The following is a 20,601-nucleotide window of genomic DNA, read 5'->3' as shown; positions in this document are numbered from 1 at the left end:
ATTTAGCTAATATTTAAAAAATTCCAAATATATTTTTGCTATTATTACAGTAGAATGCACCAATTATCTACTATTATTGATAAGAAACAGTCCCCGCAACTAGTGATGTTGCTGCGGGGCGTTCATCTTATCAAATTAATTAATGAATAGTATTAAAGCTCATCACAGTATTCTTCAAAGTTTGCTTGTAAATTTGTTACAACAGACATTGGATCATGACCTTCAATTTCATAGCGCCCAACTTCAGCTACCACTTGTCCATCCTTTAACAGAATAAATGATGGAGAGGATGGTAAGTGATCTTCTCCGAAGTGATAACGAGCAGCTGCCGTTGCCTCTTTATCTTGACCAGCAAAAACTGTAACAAGATGATCTGGACGTTTATCGTAATGAACACTTTGTGCTGCTGCCGGACGAGCAATACCTCCTGCACAGCCACATACTGAATTGACCATGACTAATGTAGTACCTGGACGAGCAAACGCCTCTTCAACAGCTTCTGGTGTGCATAGCTGTTCATAACCAGCAGCCTCAATTTCCGCACGTGCTGTTTTTGAAATTTCTTGCATAAATAAATCGTAATCCATATTCATATAGCGATAGCTCCTTTCAAGTTCGTGTCACCTTAGACTTTAGACTGACACTAATACATCTCCTATCATAGCAGTTAGTGGTGATTTTGTGCACCTACTTGCTCAGTAATTTCGCATTGGTTTCTATACTTCCACTACTAACACTTTTGCTAAATGAAGATACAACAGTTTATAGCTATGATTGATTATCGCTAAATAAACGATCTACACCTTGTGTTACTGTTAGCTGTCCATTTAAAATTTGGCTTTCTAACAGTTGTACTTGTGCCTTGCGTTCTGGATTACCATAAAACGCATCAATTAAATGGTCAGTAATCATTGATTGGAACCAATCCTTGGTTTGATTTTGACGTCTAATCGACCAGTAATTATTTGCTTCGACGGTTTGCCTAAATTCTCCGATTGTATCCCATACTTTGTCGAGACCGCGTTTTTCCCATGAACTAACCGGCATAGCAGTAGACATCCACCCTGGCGTAGCTGGCTGTAAGAAATGCAAAATTTGCTTATACTCAGATACAGTCTTTTTGGCTAAACGTACATTATCACCATCTGCCTTGTGCACTACGATGGCGTCTGCTAATTCCATAATGCCCTTTTTCATGCCTTGTAGCTCGTCACCAGCTCCTGTTAATACTAGCAACAGGAAGAAGTCAACCATACCACGGACATATGTTTCACTTTGTCCAACACCAACAGTTTCAATTAAAATAACATCATAGCCAGCAGCTTCACAAACTAGCATTGTTTCACGTGTTTTTTTATGGACACCCCCTAGGGTACCAGCTGAAGGAGATGGTCGAACAAATGCGTTCGGCTTCTTAACTAGCTCCTCCATACGTGTTTTGTCACCTAAAATACTCCCTCCAGATAGTGAGGAACTTGGATCAATCGCTAGCACTGCAACCTTCATCCCCATCTCACAAAGCATCGTTCCGAAAGCCTCAATAAATGAGCTTTTTCCAGCACCAGGAACGCCTGTAATGCCTATACGAACACTATTTCCTGTATGTGGTAGAAGCTCCTGTAAAAGCTCTTGTGCCTGTGCTTTATGCACGGCATTTGAGCTTTCAATGAGTGTTATCGCCTTTGATAATTGAGTACGGGAACCTGCCATTACCTCACGGGCAAGTGCCTGTATGTCAATTTTGTCAGCTTTTTTCTTTCGGAATTTTTTTGGTACACCATATTGCATACCATCGTGAGATGCTGCTACTCCATCCATGACAAATAGTGCACTTTCCTGCATCTCTTTGTTTTTGTCCATTACTTAGACACTTCCTCATACCCTAAGCGTTTGTAGATTTCTTCAATAATTTTAATGGCCGATACAGGGATAACTGTACCTGGTCCAAAGATTGCTACGGCGCCAGCTTCATAAAGGAATTCATAATCCTGTGCTGGAATAACACCGCCAACAATAATGATAATATCTTCACGACCTAGCTTTGTTAGCTCAGATACCAGTGCAGGAACTAAAGTTTTGTGTCCTGCTGCTAAAGAGGAAACACCAATACAATGTACGTCATTTTCAACCGCCATTTGAGCTGTTTCCTCTGGTGTCATAAATAGTGGAGAAATATCTACGTCAAAACCTAAGTCAGCATAACCTGTTGCGATAACTTTGGCACCACGATCATGACCATCTTGCCCCATTTTTGCTACTAAAATACGTGGACGGCGACCTTCATTTTCAAGGAATTCGTCTGTCATTTGTTTTACTTCAAGAATCTGCTCCTCATCAGAGAAGTTCGCAGAGTAAACACCAGAAATGGAACGGATGATTGCTTTATGACGGCCAGAGACAACTTCAATTGCATCTGAAATTTCCCCTAAAGACGCACGAGCACGCGCTGCATCAACCGCTACTGCTAATAAGTTTTCTCCGCCTTCTTCTGCAGCCTTTGTTAGTCGAGCAAGATGTTTTTGTACTTCCTCTTCATTACGAGCTGCGCGCATTGATTCTAATCGCTCAATTTGTTTTTGACGCACTAATGTGTTATCAATGTCGAGAATATCAATAGGCTCTTCTTTTTCTAGACGATACTTATTGACACCAACAATTGTTTCAGATTTAGAGTCAATTTTTGCCTGTCGTTTTGCCGCAGCTTCCTCAACTTTCATTTTTGGAAGACCTGTTTCAATCGCTTTCGCCATTCCACCTAGTTCTTCGATCTCTTCGATTAATGCCCATGCGGATTTTGTAATTTCCTCCGTTAATTTCTCCACATAGTATGAACCACCCCATGGATCAATCACTTTCGTCATAGCCGTTTCTTCCTGTAAGAATAACTGTGTATTACGTGCAATACGAGCAGAGAAGTCTGTTGGAAGAGCAATCGCCTCATCAAGTGCATTTGTGTGAAGAGATTGTGTATGACCCATTGAGGATGCATTAGCCTCAATTAATGTACGTGTTACGTTATTAAATGGATCTTGCTCTGTTAAAGACCAGCCAGATGTTTGTGAATGTGTACGAAGTGCTAATGTCTTTGGATTTTTCGGATTGAACGTAGACATCATTTGCGCCCAAATACGACGAGCAGCACGCATTTTTGCAACTTCCATATAATAATTCATACCGATTGCCCAGAAGAACGATAAACGCGGGGCAAAGGCATCAATATCGATGCCAGCTTTCAATCCCGTACGAACATACTCAAGACCATCTGCTAATGTATAAGCAAGCTCGATGTCGTTAGTTGCTCCGGCTTCTTGAATATGGTAACCAGAGATCGAAATAGAGTTAAATTTTGGCATAAATTTCGCTGTATATTCGAAAATATCCGCAATAATTTTCATAGACATTGCTGGTGGGTAAATGTAAGTATTACGAACCATGTATTCTTTTAAAATATCGTTTTGAATCGTACCTGCAAGCTTGTCAGGTGTTACCCCCTGCTCTTCAGCTGCAACGATATAGAATGCCAATACTGGTAATACCGCACCATTCATTGTCATTGACACGGACATCTGATCTAAAGGAATTTGGTCGAATAGAATTTTCATATCTTCGACAGAATCAATGGCAACCCCAGCTTTACCAACATCCCCAGTTACGCGTGGATGATCGGAGTCATAGCCACGGTGAGTAGCTAAGTCAAAGGCAACAGATAGTCCTTTTTGACCCATTGCTAGATTACGTTTGTAGAATGCATTGGATTCTTCAGCTGTTGAGAAACCGGCATATTGGCGAACAGTCCAAGGACGAGCTACATACATCGTAGGGTATGGACCACGCGTATTTGGCGCAATACCTGCTACATCATTTAAATGCTTTGCCTCTTTAATATCTTTTTTTGTGTATATATCTTTAATTTCGATCCCTTCATTTGTCATGAATTTTTCTTCTGACGCTTGAGGTGCTTCTGTTGCTAAAACTTTTTCGATTTCAACTGCACTAAAATTTGGCTTGCTCATCGTTGGACCTCCTTCATGCTAGCGAACACTGAATTTAATTTTTCAATGATGTTCTGTCCTGCGAAAATAAAGCCGTTTAAGCCATCTGCTAACCAAGCTTCTTCTTCGTCTTTATATTTACCTGCAACATCAACAAGCACATTAGCAGGTTTACCCGCTAGAATCGCTGGTACTAATTCTTTTGTATCGTCATCATTGCCAGCAATCACCACATAGGTTGCTTCTGTAGTATTTAACCAAGCCACTGCTTCTTCAGCCGTTGCGATTGGTTCACTTTTTTCTGGTACTAAACCTACTGTATTTAAGAAACCAGATACAAAATCAGCACGTGGTTTCGAGCTTTTTAATGTACCTAATGCTAAGATTCCTGTTTTCACATTAGCAGCCGTCATGTCTGCTCGTAATTGCTCGAAAGGTATAGCAATTCGCTTAATATCTGCAAATAGAGGATTCGTTTCACTCTCAAGCACATCTGCTGGATTTGCATAAATATTCGTACCAATTAGAGATTGCTTTCGTGTTTGTGTAGCTTTAATACGAGCTTGGTATGATTGCTCTAATTCTTCTACTAGCTTTCCTGAGGCAATATAAGCATCAATGCCCCCAGCAGCTTCAATATCTAAGAATAATGCCCAAGCTTCTTTCACAAAATCAGCTGTCAATGACTCAATGAAATATGAACCTCCAGCTGGGTCAGTTACTTTTAACACATTTGTTTCTTCTTTTAAAACTAAAGATACATTACGTGCAATACGAATTGATTGATCAGTTGGCTTTGTTAATGCATCATGTGGATGAACAGTAAAGAAGTCTGCACCACCAATTAAGCCAGAAAGCGCTTCATTTGCTGCACGTAGTAGGTTTACATAAACATCTAATTTTGAGAAGCTTCTTAATGAAGTTTCTGCAAGTGTTGGAATTTTAATATTTTTTTCTATACCATAAGCAGATGAGAACGCTTTCCAAAGTACTTTAAAAGCACGAAGTTTAGCAATCTCTGTAAAGAACTGTGTATCAATGGCAAAAGTTACATAAAATCGCTTTGCAAAGGCTTCAAAGCTTTCTTCTTGCTCTGCATATTTAGCCGCAAACGCAAGTGCATATGCTAATTCTTGGACAGCATTTGCTCCTTGATTGTGATAAATCGTAATATCTGCACCGATTGAGCGCACGTTCGGAAAATCAGTTAAAGTGATAGGGTTTTTTGAAATGATGAAACCTGTGGTAGCTTCTCGTTGTTCAATGGCAATGTTGTCGAATACTGCTAATAATGGGTCATTTGAATTTTCAACTGTAATTTTAAACGAATATTCTGAGAAATAAGTCGCTAATTTTGCTACTATTTCTGCAGTCCATTCAAAATTAACACGGCTATCGATTGTTACTACTTCGTTTCCACGCGCTAAACTATCATCTAGCTGAGCAAAAAATGCTTCGCCTGTGTCAGCATAAACTTGCTGTGCCACTTTAAAGACTTGACTATTTTGTAGGGAACGGATTGTGGCAACTTGTTTATCAAGTTCTTCACCAAGTTTTGCTACTAAACTTTCTTGTGTGTAAAGAGGTTCTAATGTAATACCTTCACTTGTTTTCGTTAAAAGAGACTCGAATGGTTTCCCTTTTAAAGCCTTGATTGCTGCATCTTGCCATTCTGAATAGGACGGCTTTTCAAATTCAATATTTTTCATGTTGTTTGACATGCGGACGCTTAATCAGCTTCCCCCCTTAGTAGTTTCTATTTGTTATTCTACATGACAAATTGCGACTCGAAAAGCAAAAAAAAATTCGGAAACCGTTATACAACAGGTTTCCGAGTAGTCATCAGTAGACTGACGTCGAAGATTTATTTGTATTTTCGAGTATTTCTTTTACTCTATTTAGGAATTTACCACAAACAAGTCCGTCTAAAACGCGGTGATCTAATGATAAACATAAATTCACAATATCACGTGCAGCAAACATGCCACCCGGTAAAACAACTGGTTTTTTTACAATACTTTCCACCTGCAAAATTGCTGCTTGTGGATAATTGATGATGCCCATCGACTGCATAGAGCCGAATGCACCCGTATTATTGACCGTAAAAGTTCCACCTTTGATATCATCCATTGACAATTTTCCAGCACGTACTTTGACAGCGAGCTCATTAATTTCCCTCGCAATCCCTTTAATTGATTTTTCATCAGCGTGTTTTATAACAGGGACAAATAAGGCATCGTCAGTTGCGACGGCAATAGAAATATTAATGTCATGCTTCTGAATAATTTTATCCTCTGCCCACATAGAATTCATCATTGGGAACTCTTTTAATGCTTGTGCAACTGCCTTCACAAAGAAGGCAAAATACGTAATATTAAAGCCTTCTTTTTGTTTAAACTCTGTCTTTATACTGTCTCGATAAGTGACTAAATCCGTTACATCCACTTCCATCATCATCCATGCATGTGGGACTTCATGAACACTTCTTACCATATTATTGGCGATTGCACGACGCACTTTCGTTACAGGTATTTCAATATCCCCTGCTTGCAAAGGCTGTGTAGGTGTGACTGGCTTCATATCGTTCTGTGCAGTTTCATTTGCTACAGCAGGAACTGAGTGTTGTACAGGAGTATCAGCAACAGAAGGTGTTTCAGCCTGTGTAGTTGGCACAGCTCCCGCTTCAATTAAGGCAAGAAGGTCTTTTCTTGTAATACGTCCTCCTTCGCCTGTTCCTGTAACTTGCTCGAGTGCAATATCATGCTCCTGTGCAAGTCGAAGAACTGCTGGTGAATAGCGAGCTTTATCCTGCCTTACTGGTTTTGGTGGTGCTACCGTAGCTGTCGTAGCTTGTTGTGTTTCTTGTTTTCTTTGTACACCTGCATTTAAAATCGCTGTACTAACTGCTGATTTCTTCGTTGGAGGTGGAGGTGGTAGCTCGCTGTCACCGGCAATTTCAATAGAGCAAACGATTGCACCTACTGGTAACGTTTGGCCTTCCTCTGCAAGCAACTCTGTAATAACACCTTCAAAAGATGAAGGAATTTCTGCATTTACTTTATCTGTAGCAACTTCTGCTAGCGGGTCATATTTTTTTACTGTATCACCAGGCTTAACAAGCCATTTTTCAATTGTTCCTTCTGTTACACTTTCACCGAGCTGTGGCATTGTGATATTTTGAATCGCCATCATCTATTCCTCCCATCCATTTAAGCCTAGCCGTATTTATATGTGACAAACCATTTTAGAATGAATAGCTGACAGGACACTGTAGAAAAACAGTTCTCAAAACGGACTATTCGACTGAGGCTTTTCCTTTTACAATAAGTATTTGTAGCACTCACTAATCAAAGATTTTCACTAAATACTTTTTCAATTTGTGAGAAGCGCCTTCTATTTAGAAGGCAGCTAGTTCACGCATCGCACGCTCTACTTTATCAGGATTTATCATAAAATACTTTTCCATTGTTGGAGCATAAGGCATTGCCGGAATATCTGGTCCTGCAAGGCGTTGAATTGGTGCATCAAGATCAAATAAACAATGCTCAGCGATGATGGCCGCCACCTCGCTCATGATACTACCTTCTTTATTATCCTCTGTTACCAGTAACACTTTTCCTGTTTTACTTGCAGCCTCAATAATTGCTTCCTTATCTAGTGGATATACAGTACGAAGATCTAGAATATGTGCAGAAATACCATCTGCTGCTAGTCGCTCTGCAGCTTGTAATGCAAAATGTACAGCTAAACCGTACGTAATGACCGTAATGTCATCTCCCTCACGTTTAACATCCGCTTTACCAATTGGTAATGTGTAATCATCCGCAGGCACTTCACCTTTAATCAAACGATATGCACGTTTATGCTCAAAAAATAACACAGGGTCTTCATCACGAATAGCTGCTTTTAATAGACCTTTAGCATCATAGGGTGTAGATGGAATAACAATTTTCAATCCTGGCGTTCCTGCAAAAAGTGCCTCTACAGATTGGGAATGATAGAGTGCTCCATGTATACCCCCACCAAACGGGGCACGTATTACCATCGGACAAGACCAGTCATTATTTGAACGGTAACGAATTTTTGCTGCCTCAGAGACGATTTGGTTCACAGCAGGCATAATAAAATCCGCGAACTGCATTTCGGCAATTGGGCGCATACCATACATCGCAGCTCCTATACCAACACCGGCTATAGCACTTTCTGCAAGAGGCGTATCAAGTACACGATATTCACCAAATTGATCGTACAAGCCAGTAGTTGCTTTAAATACTCCGCCCTTACGACCAACATCCTCTCCTAAAATGAAAACACGCTCATCACGTTCCATTTCTTCCTTCATCGCTAATGTAATCGCATCAATATAAGACATCACTGCCATTACACGTCACCTCCGTCCACTGGTGCATACACGTATTTCAAAGCATGTTCCGGTGTGGCATACGGTGCAGCCTCTGCATAATCCGTAGCCTCATTTACTTCAGCCATCACACGTTCCTCGATTTCTGAACGTAGTTTCTCTGACATTACACCCATATCCATAAGATACTTTTCAAATAGTAAAATAGGATCCTTAGACTTTCCTTCTGCTATATCTTCAGCCGTACGGTATTGACGATCATCATCATCGGAGGAGTGAGCCGTTAGACGGTATGTTACAGTTTCTATTAAACTTGGACCTTCACCAGTACGCGCACGGTCTGCAGCCTCTTTCACCACTTTATAGACTTGTAATGGGCATTTGCCATCAACCGTAACACCTGGCATACCATAGCCAATACCACGATCTGATACTTTCGCACAGCCTAATTGACGTTCAACTGGTACAGAAATTGCATATTGATTATTTTCTACCATTATAATGACGGGAAGCTTATGAACACCTGCAAAATTCGCTCCTTCATGGAAATCCCCTTGGTTAGAAGAACCTTCACCAAGCGTAACGAAAGAAACAAAATCTTCTTTTTGTAGCCGTCCTGCAAGAGCAACGCCCACTGCATGTGGAACTTGCGTTGTAACAGGAGATGATCCCGTTAAAATACGATTTTTCTTTTGACCAAAATGACCTGGCATTTGACGACCACCAGAGTTTGGATCTTCTGCTTTGGCAAATGCAGACAGCATCAACTCTCTTGGTGTCATACCAAAATGTAAAACAACACCCATGTCACGATAATATGGTGCAATATAATCCTTCTCTTTATCGAGTGCAAAGGCTGCTCCAACTTGTGCTGCCTCTTGCCCCTGACAAGAAATAACAAAGGGAATTTTACCTGAACGGTTTAATAACCACATACGCTCATCTAATCTTCTTGCCATTAACATCGTTTCGAACATTGCAAGGACATCTTCATTTGATAAACCTAAATCTTCATGCTTGATTTGAACATCTTGCATACGAACACCCCTTTCGCATTGTAAAGAAATAACTAAAGCATGTTATCCTCTCACACGATAATACTTTAGTTATGAAATGATAAATTATCAATTATGCCTTGGCATAATTGCATCCGCCGGAGGCTTTGGGCCAACACGATGTTGGTCACTCAGGCGTTTTCACAGGATGTGAAGATCTTAGCCTGAGTTCCTCTATTTCAGCGGGTGTTTGGACATCCTCTGAAAAGTAGCTTAAATTCGCATTCATCTCACCACCTATAGAGGTGGGAGACTTCTGCTGAAAGAAGTTAAATAGAAGATAACATTCCTTTTTCATAGAATTTTATCTAAATGACTTGAAGATTGGGGATTTACGGTTATTGCCATAGAAAGAAAGCATCAATTACGCCCCAGCGTAATTGTCGAGCTCGCTCGAAAAAATCCTCTCAAATTCCGTGTCATCTGTCAGGGGCTTTGGGCCAACATGATGTTGGTCACTCAGGCGTTTTCACAGGATGTGAAGATCTTAGCCTGAGTTCCTCTATTTCAGCAGGCGTTTGTACAATCACTGTATAGAAAACCACATTCAACTCGCCGCCTATAGAGGTGGAAGTAATCTGCTGAAAAAAATAAAAAATAGCCCGAATAAAATCATTCGAGCTATGCTATACCGATATTAAGCTAGTGCATTTCTGGATAATTATATTTATGAGCAGCTGCCTGGTTTTGTATTAGCTACATATGAGCCTGTTTCTCCGCGAAGTACATCGCCGCCTGTTGAACGTATAATCTCATTTGTCACATTGTTAGCGATTGTGTTTGAAACTAATTGTAGTAAATCGTTAACATCGCCTTGAGATTCCTTAAATTGCTGAACAACTGGAATCGCATTAATTTCTTCTTCAATTTTTGCAATTTTATCTTCAATCAATTTCAGCGCTTTTTCTTTTCCTAAGTGCTGGAAGTTAACAGCTTGCTTTTGTAAGCTCTTTAAGCTTGCAATACGCTCACGTACATGCTGGTTTTCATTAATTTGTGCTTCAGCCTTTTTGAAAAATTCAACTTCTGGCGTATTGGCAATCATATGTGCAATTTCATGAGATTTCTTAATTAAATCATCTTTTGTATATAAAATTTGTGTCATTTATATTTCCACCTTTTCATTTTTTACGACTTCAACAAATTCACCACTTAATGAATACGAGGAAGCCTCAATTATTTTTACATTTACTAATTGACCAATTAAATGCGCTGGTGCTTTAAAGTTGACAAGGCGATTTTTACGCGTATAGCCGGCTAGTACATCCTCGCGTCTTTTACTTGTCCCTTCGACCAATACTTCTACTATCTGACCCTTCAAGCCCTCTAATGATTTGCGAGAATATTCCGCTACAACCTCATTTAATCGTTGAAGACGCTGTTTTTTCACTTCCTCAGGTACATTATCCACCATTTTTGCAGCAGGTGTACCCTCACGAGGAGAATAAATGTACGTAAAGGCTGATTCAAAGCCAACTTCACGGTATAAGGAAAGCGTTTCCTCAAACTGCTCCTCTGTTTCATTTGGATAACCAACGATAATATCTGTTGTCAGCGTCACTTCAGGAATAGCTGCCTTAATCTTTGCCACTAGTTCAAGGAAATGCTCACGTGTATATTTACGCGCCATAATTTTTAAGACATCATTGGAACCAGACTGAACAGGTAAGTGGATATGCTCCACTAGATTGCCACGCTTAGCAAGTATTTCAATTAAATGATCATCGAAATCACGAGGGTGACTCGTTGTAAAGCGAATCCGCGGAATATCGATTTTTCGTAATTCTTCCATTAAGTCCCCTAATCGATATTCAATATCATCAAAATCCTTGCCGTAAGCGTTGACATTTTGCCCAAGTAGCATAATCTCTTTATAGCCTGCTGCCGCTAGTTCACGTACTTCAGCTATAATTTCTTCTGGACGACGGCTACGTTCCTTTCCACGTGTATATGGTACGATACAATATGTACAAAACTTGTCACAGCCGTACATAATATTTACCCATGCCTTGATGGAGCCAAGACGTTTCTTCGGCAGATTCTCAATTACATCGCCTTCTTTAGACCAAACCTCAATGACCATTTCCTTAGACATATAAGCTTCTTTTAAGATGTTCGGTAAACGGTGAATATTATGTGTACCAAATACCATATCAACATGTGGATAGCTTCTTAAAATTTTATTGACAACGGATTCTTCCTGTGACATACAGCCACAAACACCAATTAGCATTTCTGGGTTTTTACGTTTATATTTCAGCAAGAAACCAAGCTCTCCAAATACTTTGTTTTCTGCATTTTCACGGATTGCACACGTATTCAACAACACGACATCGGCTTCCTCTATCTTATCCGTTGGCGTGTAACCAAGCTGCATAAAAATCCCAGCCATTACCTCTGTATCATGCTCATTCATTTGGCAGCCATACGTACGAATATAAAAGGTACGATCAACACCCATACCCGCAAATTCTTGAGCAATTTTAAAGTCCTTATGGTACTTTACCTCTTCTTTTCCTCGTTTTTTTGCATCCTTTAACGAAGGGGCGGTAAAGACCGTTTCAAAATATTTACTATAATCCTTTTCAGGCTTGTCTTTATGTTTTGGTTGATCGATCTGTTGATTAGCTAAACGTTGTTCCTCATTCATCGTAATCAGGTAACTCCTTTCAAACGAATTCCATGCATTTGAATTCCCATTTAATTATTATACTGAATAATTGCTATATCCTACAAGGTTTGCGTACTAAATGTCGTGGTTTAGACTTAATTACGCTTCGTTCAATTGAGAGGGCTATCCTTCATTTCGTCGCTTCTATCCGTCATTTAAATGATTCCATCCACCAGTTCGCTTTTTCTATCCGTTACTTCCCCCTAATAAAAAATCACCGATGATTTCATCAACGGCGACCTTCATTATAATTTTATATATTGTTTATGACGTTGATTAAACCCAACAATTGATTGAACACCATGACTTTTTAGTAAACCTGCATTGGCAAATGTATGCTTTCCTAAATCGTCCGGGAAATGAGCATCTGAGGAAACAGTAAAAGTAACCCCATGCTTAATTAATGCTTCTAAGAAACGAGGACCTGGGCACATTTCCTTCACGGGATAGCGATAATATAAGCCAGCATTTATTTCTGTAGCTGTTTGCGCCGCCACAAGTGCCCTTGCAATTCGCTCATACCAAGAATCGAGAAAAGCCACATCTTTCACTTGATAGTCAAATACTTTAAAATTGTCCAAATGCGCTACAAAATCGAACATTTTGGAATGGATCATTTTCTCAACCGTTGCAAAGAATCGCTCATAGCTTTGCTGTAATGCAGCCTCATCCATATTCTCAAATATATATTGAGTCTGTGGATTATCAAAGCCCCAGCCATCCACAAAATGAACGGAGCCAATTACATAATCCCATGGATACCTATTCAATAATGATGCTAATTCTTCCTCACCTCCAACAAAGTAATCTGCCTCGATGCCGAGCTTTAAAGCAATCCCATGCTGACACCACTTTTCTTTTGCACGAATAATTGCTGACACAAAATCATCAATGCTCTCGGTCATTACATTATCTAGCCAGTAACGCTGCATCTTTCCAATTGTCTTGGTATTGTCTAGCTGCATATAACGCTCGAAATAGGCGCGCGTCTCCTTAAAGCGATATAAATGATCCACAATGCCTACCTCACGCAAGCCTAGCTTCTTAGCTTGCTGTAGATATAAATTCAGCCATTGCTCACTATAACATCCACTTTGCAGTCGACTTGTTAGCAGTTGCATTGTCTTTTCAATAGATGCCTTGGACCCTTTTCCATCATCCTCATCATTAAAAAATGCCATTGCTTGAGAAGTACGCTCTAGCCAACGGAATGAGTATGGCCCCTCCTCTAAATGTACATGATAATCAATCATTAGCTTTTCCCTCCATTGCATTCCGTCCATTTTTCCTCAAAGGCCAGCCACTCTAGCGGACAAGCTATATCACAAAAAATTTCTGTACACTCCTCAATATGGCAAATTTGATAAAAGGATCTACCATTTAATTTAGAGGCATCCGCTAATAAATAATTCATTTTACTATGATCAAGCATTTTTTTAGAAATCAGTGATTCATCCAAATCATAATCGTAAATAACGCCCTCACTAATGCCACCACAGGATAAAAACGCTTTATCAAAATTCATATTCCCTAACAATTCTAGGGTCATCGCACCTGCAACTGAGGATTGTCTTGGATTTGTGGTACCTCCTAGCAGTATGACTTTCCCTGTCATTCGCCGTTCTTCAATTGCTAAATTAAACTGTACGGCTGCAGCAATGGAATTCGTAACGACTGTAATATCATTAACCGCCATGATGAAATCTGCTATATGCACTGTCGTTGTCCCTGTATCAACAGCAATTGTATCCCCATCACAAATACGCCTTGCTGCCAAGCGTGCGATATTGCGCTTTGCTTCTTTTTGCATTTGCAGCTTGCGTAAAAATGCCGGTTCATTTCTAACATTCGTATACTTAATGGCGCCACCATGGACACGCGTTAATAAATGTTGTTGCTCTAGCTCATCAAAATCTCTACGTATTGTCTCTGGGGCCACCTGTAGCTCTTCTGCAATATTGGCAACTATAATTTTTCCATCTGTCTCTAATTGTTTTAAAATAAATTCGAATCGTTCAATTTTTGCATACGTCATGTTAATGCAATCACATCTTCCCTTGCCACATAGCACATATATTTTTCATTTATTTTGATTCGTTGCTCACGCTCGTGAAGCTGCTCCATCGTAAAGAGGCAGTCACCCTCAAACATTGTACGAATCACATTGCCGCTCATAAATGACTGCTTTGCCACACCAGCCATGGATACATCCCCCTGTCTCCTATCTAGGTGGATGGCCTCTGGACGGATAGCGAACTTTGAGTAACCATGGGGTAACAACTCCCCTATCATTTTCTCTAAAGTTTGCCGTGTAAAAACATTGTAATGACCAATAAAGCTTGCAATAAACTCACTTTCTGGTCTTGTATAAATGGCAGTCGGTGTTCCACTTTGTGCAATCATCCCATTATTCATCACAAAAATTCTGTCAGAAACAGCCATAGCCTCTTCTTGATCGTGTGTGACTAAAATCATGGTAATGCCTAATTTTTGCTGAATATCTCTTAAATCTGCCTGCAGTTTCTTACGAATTTGAGCATCTAATGCACTTAAAGGCTCATCCAATAGTAATACCTTGGGTCGAACAATTAACGCACGCGCTAGAGCTACTCGCTGCTGTTGACCGCCTGATAATTCCTTTGGGTAAGCCTGTGCCTTTTCTGATAAATGCACAGTCTCTAGCATTTCTTGTACACGCTGTTCAATCTCAGCTGAAGTTATTTTTTGCATACGCAAGCCGAAAGCAACATTGTCCTTAACTGTCATATTAGGAAACAGTGCATAGGATTGAAACACCATCCCAACTTGACGATCCTTTGGTTGAACATCGTGCATATCTTTTCCTTCAATTTGAATTTTCCCTGCAGATGCATCGGTTAAGCCTGCTAAAATTCGTAAAATGGTACTTTTCCCACAGCCGCTAGGACCTAAAAGCGTGATAAACTCGCCCTTTTCGATACTCATCTCAATATTTGTTAAAACAGTGGATTGTCCATATTTTTTATGAAGTCCTTCAATTACAATATAACTCATCCATTTGTAGCACCTTTCGATTGTTTCGTTAATTTTGCAATAGTGAACGTTACTAATCCCATTAGAACGATATAAATGAAAACAACTGCACTGGCAATATGTCCGCTTGTACTAAGCTTTTTCATTAAATAAATTTGCACGGTTTCAAAGCGAGACCCAACCACTAGATTGATCAATACAAATTCTCCAAATAGGACGGAAAAAGATAATAATGCACCTGCAAATAAGCCAGGATAAACAGTTGGTAATAATATTTTGGTAAATGCCTGAAATTTAGAGGCCCCCAATATTTGTGCTGCATCTAATAGCTGGCGTGCATCTATATTTCGTAGACTATTGCGTGTTCCCTGATAAATGTAGGGAAGTATGCCAATCACATAGGCACCTAACACTACCAAAATCATGGAGACACCTAATTTGCTATAAACACGGATTAATCCAACTGCTAAAATAATGCCTGGAAATGAATAGACCATGACAACCGCCACTTGTATCCACTTCTCATATTTTGGAAAATACAAGACAATTACAAAGATAGCTGGAACGATGACGAGCAATGCAATCAAAACTGCCCCACAGGACAATAAAACAGAGCGCCCAAATGCCTGTATAAATTCAGCATCTTGAAATAATGTTGCCAGCCATTTAAAGGTTAGTCCTTCTGGCAAAATCGTCTTATTCCATTTTGTCGCAAAGGCATAAAGCATTGTGGCCACAACCGGCAACACTAAATACAGTGCGAGCAGGAGGAAAAATAAATCTGCAAAGCCTCTTTTTTTCATTACAGCTTCCTCCTAGTTTTTGAAATACTCCATTCACTTAACAACATTGCCGTCACCATCGTTACCGCAAGTAATACGGCAATAGCACTGGCTAGCTCTGGCTGTGCAAAAATATCTCCTTTAATTAGCGAACCAATTCTTATGGCCACCAAATTGTAATTACTGCTTGTCAGTGCATAGGCTGATGCATATGCCCCCATTGCATTAGCAAAAAGCACACTAAATGTTCCTACAATTCCAGGAAGCATAACCGGAATGCCAATCTTTTGCCAAAATTGCCAGGTAGAAGCTCCAAGCAATGCGGCTGCTTCCTTCCATTGTTGTTGGATTCCATCATAGATTGGGTAAAGTAGCATTAATGCTAACGGTAGCTGAAAATAGATATAAATCAGTAGCAGACCACCCCAGCTATAAAGTGAAAAAGAGGAAAATGTGTCGATACCCCATTTGTCGAATAGCAATGTAAACAACCCACTATTACCAAGTAAAACAATAAAGGCAAACGCTAGTGGAATACCCGAAAAATTAGATGTTAAGTTTGTCAATATTAAAATCTTCTCCCTCATTGACGGAGAAAACCTCATCATTGCATAGACAGCAAACAAAGTAATGATTAATGCAATCACTGCTGAAATAACAGACAGGGTAATACTATTTTTAAAACCTTGTAAAATATAACCATTCGTCAGGACAGATTGATATTGTGCAAGTGTAAAGCCATCACTATTTTGAAAGCTTGTGATAAGCATGTACAGCAACGGCACTAAAAAAAATAGCAATACTAGTACAACAAAGGGAGATAGCCAGGCAATCGATTGCCGCTTCGATATCAATACAATCACTTCTTTCTATAATTAATCGCGGCTGTTTCCTGTAGTAATATTCGCGCCTCTAACCTCGACCCTGTACAAGGCGCGAATATTTCATACATACTAAACTTTTTTTAAGGACTGTACGCCCTCTAATAACAGTGAAACCATTTCATCGGAAGATTCTATTCCTAATAAATAACAGCAAAGTGGTGCTATTTGAAGCTGAGAGACAATCTCATCCTTTATACCTGCCTTCACTCGCTTAGACATAACAAACATCGGTACATGACGATCCTCTACTGTTGTGCCTCCATGATTCCCATCACTCGTCATGCCATGATCTGCAGTGACAATGACCTCATAGCCCTGTGCAAGACATTTTGGAATAAATAATGATAATAATGCATCAACTGCTAACACACGATTTCGATATTGTGCAGAATCTGCTGTAAATTTATGACCGTCATCATCTACATTCATTGGATGAATATAGAGAAAATCAGGCTGCTTTTGATCCATTAGCCAAGCAGCATCTGCAAATAAATGACTGTCGGGATAATGATCCTCGAAGTAGAACAAGCCGTTTTCGATAGGTAGTTGTGTATCTAATTGTAGCCTGTCCTCCATATGCATAAATGGTGCTCGATTATAAAGCTCACTAACCCAATAATAAGCTGCGGCTGCTGTAGTCAAACCATTTTCTTTCGCCAAATGAAATAGGCTGTTTTGAGTGGATAGACGTACTGTCATATTGCTTGTGACACCATGCACAATAGGTGGTGTTCCTGTTAAAATCGTCTCATATAAAGGTCTTGATAATGATGGAACCTCTGAGCAAACCTTATAGCGTGCGGCAATTTTACGTTCCACTAAATGATGCATAAATCCCATATGGGTACAGGCTGTATCAAAACGAAGTGCATCTACGACTATTAAGACAACTTTATTATTTTGCATGAATTAATACCTGCTCCTGATAGAGTTGTGGAATCTGTTTTGTTGTTTCTTCCCATTTCTTTTGATCTTTCACTGGCTGTGCGTTTTTGTACATATCCGAAGGTAGTAATAGCTGCTTCACATCGTCTGATAATTGAACCTTGTCACGAATCGGACGAGCGTATCCTTTCGCCAAATTTTCTTGCCCTGCATCAGATAAAATATATTCACGCGCTAGCATTGCAGCATGAGGATTTTTAGCGTATTTGTTTATAATCGTTGCATAGCCTGATGTGACAGAACCTTCAGAGGGAATAACTACATCAAAGCGTTGTTCATCAATTTGGTGTCGATAGCCTAGCGCATTAAAATCCCAAAGGATGGCTACATCAATTTCACCTTTTTCTAAATTCGCCACAGAAGGATCACCCTGCAAACGCCCCTGCTTTGCTAGGTCTGCAAAAAAGTCTATCCCTGGCTGAATATTCGATTCATCTCCACCAAATGCCATCGCAGCTGCTAAAATGGCAAACTGTGCTTGATTCGCAGTTAGTGCATCGCCAATGCTGACATTATAATCGCCGTTTTTAAGATCCTCCCAAGAAGTAGGAGCGTTTTTGACATTGTTTTTATCTGTTAAAAATGAAATAGTTCCTGTGTAACCCACTATCCAGTGTCCTTCATCATCCTTTGCCCAGTCTGGTATTTCATCCCAATAAGACGTTTTGTATGGTAATGTTAAGCCCTTATCCTTGGCAATTGGACCAAAGGCAATTCCTACATCACCGATATCGGCAGTTGCATCCTCCTTTTCCGCTTCAAACTTTGCCAGCTCCTCAGCACTCGACATATCTGTATCCTTATGCTTTAAGCTATATTCCGTACCAAGCTCTTCCCAAGTCTCCACCCAGTTTGCCCATGTATCTGGCATACCGACTGAATTAACGTTTCCTTCTTCCTTTGCTTTTTTCGTAATTTCTTCAAGCGTTAAATCACTGTTAACTTCATTAGAACTAGAAGAACTATCAGAACAAGCTGCCAACATTGAAATTGCTAATGCACCAATAAGACCTTTCTTCCATAACTTTCGCATTGCCATAAGTTGGACCCTCCATTTGTTTTTGTTTATTTTTATTTGCTTACAACGGTAATGTTATAAAACAAACATTAAGCAAGTATGGAGGGCTTTAAAATATTCGGTAAAAATTATTGAGGAATTATAAAATATATGAATTTTTATTTTGAGAATGAGAGTATTGTAAAGATTAAAATGGATCGGGGTTGACAATTGGGGAAATTCTGGCGTATGCGCACGTTTTGATAGCATTTGAAGACGTGCACACACTCTAAATTATTCGGATAAACCAAGAAAATCTGCATATGTATGCGGCTCGTTTTCCTTTAGGATTGTTAAAAATGTAAAGGCAAGCTGGACAACTGACCACCATCTCATATTATAGGACACCTCAAAGTGAGCCGGCTCGAAAGTAAACACATCCTGAAAAATATCAAGAGGATCAATTTGCTCATCCTTTAAAATGGATAAAAAACCCAAAAATAACGAATGATCTTTCACTTCGATTATTTTTTCATCAACAAGTGTGTCAATATTCTCGGGATGCTCAAAGGTACACTGCGTCGCAACATAGTGCTCTAATTCTTGAACACGCTGCCTTTCTTCTCGTTCTTTTTTCTTTGCAATAAAATCAATGACGTTACTCACGCACATCGCCTCTTCTTTTTTTCTTTTATTGTAGCATTTTTTATAGGAAGTTTTCCTGTACGGCAAGCGCTTATTTATGTATTTTCCCGTAATATGCTACACAATAATTTACATAACTGAATACTCGTGAATAGGATGAAAAAAGAGACGCCTTAAAATTCAGACGTCCCTTGCTGCATTGCACGATATAAAAAGGCTGCTAATTGTGCTCTTGTAACAGGAGCCTCAGGACGGAAATAGCCATTATCCCCCAAGGCAATTCCTCTTCGTTCTAGTGCTGCAATATAGCCTGCACTCCAATGTGAACTGGATACATCCTTGAATGAGCTACTACCTTCAGGTGTTAGACGCAATGTACCCACTAAAACTTTTGCTAACTGTGCTCTTGTAAGATAGGCTGCTGGCGCGAATGTATCATTTGTGCCGTCGATAATCCCTGCCCGCTGCATGGTCATAATCTCATCATAGTATAGATGATTTGGGGTCACATCAGAAAAGACTGTTGCTGGACGAATAGCTTCGAACTGAAAGGCGCGTGTAAAGAGTGCCATCACATGCTGTCGGCTAATCGGCTCATTTGGACGGAAAGTACCATCTTTATAGCCCTTAATAATGCCCTGTGTTGCTAATGCCTCAATCATTTCTCTTGCCCAATGGTTATCAATATCCTGAAAAGTTACCACAGATGACTGGTGTGGCTCTATTGGTTCTATTGGTTCTATTGGTTTTTTCGATTCTTCTACTAGCAATACTGTCCATTTCGCATACAGCGTGAGATTTTCCCTCACAAGCATATCCTCAGCCCACTGTGTCGTTAACGCTACATCCTGATACCAACCATCAAAGCGAAAGCCCTCTCTTGTTGGGATAGGTAAATCTTTTGCTTTAGTATTGTATGCAATCTCGATTGGCGCTAGTGTTATGCCACCATTTGTATGAAACGTAATTTTTACAGGTGCCCGTGGGGAAAAATCATTGTCGTTTGATGCTGATGGAGATGTAGTACTTCCACCAGTTGTTGGTGGGTTTACTGTCCACTGTGCATATAATGTGATATTTGTTTTACCCATTGGGAAGATTGCGTTTTCGGTGTAGGGGGTGCCTTTTCCATCTGCTTGTGTATTCCAGCCCTTGAACGTATACCCTGCCCTTACAAGCTTGCCACTATTGCTTTGGACCGTTACCATTTCGTTTTCTTCATACTCGTTATTATCTTGTGGCACTTGACCACCTGTTG

The 20,601-nt window shown here is 39.9% G+C and carries 18 protein-coding genes; all 18 read right to left on the bottom strand.

Going from position 1 to position 20,601, the window contains the following annotated elements:
- Window positions 1–152: 152 nt before the first annotated feature.
- Window positions 153–593, bottom strand: a complete 441-nt coding sequence (locus tag B2R82_RS16225; RefSeq protein ID WP_286925912.1) for a BrxA/BrxB family bacilliredoxin — start codon at window positions 591–593, stop codon at window positions 153–155.
- A gap of 175 nt (window positions 594–768) precedes the next feature.
- Window positions 769–1,860 carry a methylmalonyl Co-A mutase-associated GTPase MeaB gene (meaB, locus tag B2R82_RS16220; RefSeq protein WP_286925911.1) on the bottom strand — a complete coding sequence of 364 codons (1,092 nt, stop codon included), beginning with the start codon at window positions 1,858–1,860 and terminating at the stop codon, window positions 769–771.
- On the bottom strand, window positions 1,860–4,013 hold the full coding sequence (gene scpA / locus B2R82_RS16215) for a methylmalonyl-CoA mutase (protein WP_286925910.1): 2,154 nt from the start codon (window positions 4,011–4,013) through the stop codon (window positions 1,860–1,862). Before scpA ends, meaB begins: the two co-directional genes overlap by 1 nt.
- Complete coding sequence (locus B2R82_RS16210; protein ID WP_286925909.1) at window positions 4,010–5,713, bottom strand: methylmalonyl-CoA mutase family protein; 1,704 nt, start codon at window positions 5,711–5,713, stop codon at window positions 4,010–4,012. Before B2R82_RS16210 ends, scpA begins: the two co-directional genes overlap by 4 nt.
- 121 nt (window positions 5,714–5,834) lie before the next feature.
- Entirely contained in the window at window positions 5,835–7,181 is a 1,347-nt protein-coding gene (locus B2R82_RS16205) for a dihydrolipoamide acetyltransferase family protein (protein WP_286925908.1), read from the bottom strand.
- Window positions 7,182–7,389: 208 nt separating this feature from the next.
- A complete protein-coding gene (locus B2R82_RS16200; protein WP_286925907.1) occupies window positions 7,390–8,373 on the bottom strand; it encodes an alpha-ketoacid dehydrogenase subunit beta in 984 nt (327 codons plus the stop codon).
- Window positions 8,373–9,389, bottom strand: coding sequence for a thiamine pyrophosphate-dependent dehydrogenase E1 component subunit alpha (locus B2R82_RS16195; RefSeq protein WP_286925906.1), 1,017 nt, complete (start codon window positions 9,387–9,389; stop codon window positions 8,373–8,375). The genes B2R82_RS16200 and B2R82_RS16195 overlap by 1 nt, the downstream gene beginning before the upstream one ends.
- Window positions 9,390–10,074: 685 nt before the next feature.
- The gene (locus B2R82_RS16190) at window positions 10,075–10,512 is read right to left on the bottom strand and encodes a RicAFT regulatory complex protein RicA family protein (RefSeq protein ID WP_054770659.1); all 438 of its coding nucleotides are present in this window, start codon (window positions 10,510–10,512) and stop codon (window positions 10,075–10,077) included.
- The gene (miaB, locus tag B2R82_RS16185) at window positions 10,513–12,057 is read right to left on the bottom strand and encodes a tRNA (N6-isopentenyl adenosine(37)-C2)-methylthiotransferase MiaB (protein WP_286925905.1); all 1,545 of its coding nucleotides are present in this window, start codon (window positions 12,055–12,057) and stop codon (window positions 10,513–10,515) included. It abuts the gene before it with no gap.
- A gap of 266 nt (window positions 12,058–12,323) precedes the next feature.
- Window positions 12,324–13,331, bottom strand: coding sequence for a histidinol phosphate phosphatase domain-containing protein (locus B2R82_RS16180; RefSeq protein WP_286925904.1), 1,008 nt, complete (start codon window positions 13,329–13,331; stop codon window positions 12,324–12,326).
- A complete protein-coding gene (locus B2R82_RS16175; RefSeq protein ID WP_283871243.1) occupies window positions 13,331–14,113 on the bottom strand; it encodes a DeoR/GlpR family DNA-binding transcription regulator in 783 nt (260 codons plus the stop codon). The genes B2R82_RS16180 and B2R82_RS16175 overlap by 1 nt, the downstream gene beginning before the upstream one ends.
- The gene (locus tag B2R82_RS16170) at window positions 14,110–15,111 is read right to left on the bottom strand and encodes an ABC transporter ATP-binding protein (RefSeq protein ID WP_286925903.1); all 1,002 of its coding nucleotides are present in this window, start codon (window positions 15,109–15,111) and stop codon (window positions 14,110–14,112) included. Before B2R82_RS16170 ends, B2R82_RS16175 begins: the two co-directional genes overlap by 4 nt.
- Window positions 15,108–15,893, bottom strand: coding sequence for an ABC transporter permease (locus B2R82_RS16165; protein ID WP_286925902.1), 786 nt, complete (start codon window positions 15,891–15,893; stop codon window positions 15,108–15,110). Before B2R82_RS16165 ends, B2R82_RS16170 begins: the two co-directional genes overlap by 4 nt.
- A complete protein-coding gene (locus B2R82_RS16160; RefSeq protein ID WP_286925901.1) occupies window positions 15,893–16,735 on the bottom strand; it encodes an ABC transporter permease in 843 nt (280 codons plus the stop codon). The genes B2R82_RS16165 and B2R82_RS16160 overlap by 1 nt, the downstream gene beginning before the upstream one ends.
- Window positions 16,736–16,825: 90 nt before the next feature.
- Window positions 16,826–17,662: an alkaline phosphatase family protein gene (locus B2R82_RS16155; RefSeq protein ID WP_286925900.1), complete on the bottom strand. Its 837-nt coding sequence runs from the start codon at window positions 17,660–17,662 to the stop codon at window positions 16,826–16,828.
- The gene (locus tag B2R82_RS16150; protein WP_286925899.1) at window positions 17,652–18,740 is read right to left on the bottom strand and encodes an ABC transporter substrate-binding protein; all 1,089 of its coding nucleotides are present in this window, start codon (window positions 18,738–18,740) and stop codon (window positions 17,652–17,654) included. Before B2R82_RS16150 ends, B2R82_RS16155 begins: the two co-directional genes overlap by 11 nt.
- 252 nt (window positions 18,741–18,992) lie before the next feature.
- Complete coding sequence (locus B2R82_RS16145; RefSeq protein ID WP_286925898.1) at window positions 18,993–19,370, bottom strand: 2-oxoglutarate ferredoxin oxidoreductase subunit beta; 378 nt, start codon at window positions 19,368–19,370, stop codon at window positions 18,993–18,995.
- A 146-nt stretch (window positions 19,371–19,516) separates the two neighbouring features.
- A partial coding sequence (locus B2R82_RS16140) for an S-layer homology domain-containing protein (RefSeq protein ID WP_286925897.1) occupies window positions 19,517–20,601 on the bottom strand: 1,085 nt, incomplete at its 5' end.

This window comes from Lysinibacillus sp. UBA6686 (assembly GCF_002455205.1).
GTDB lineage: Bacteria > Bacillota > Bacilli > Bacillales_A > Planococcaceae > Lysinibacillus > Lysinibacillus pakistanensis.
This window is presented reverse-complemented; position numbering and strand designations above follow the sequence as displayed.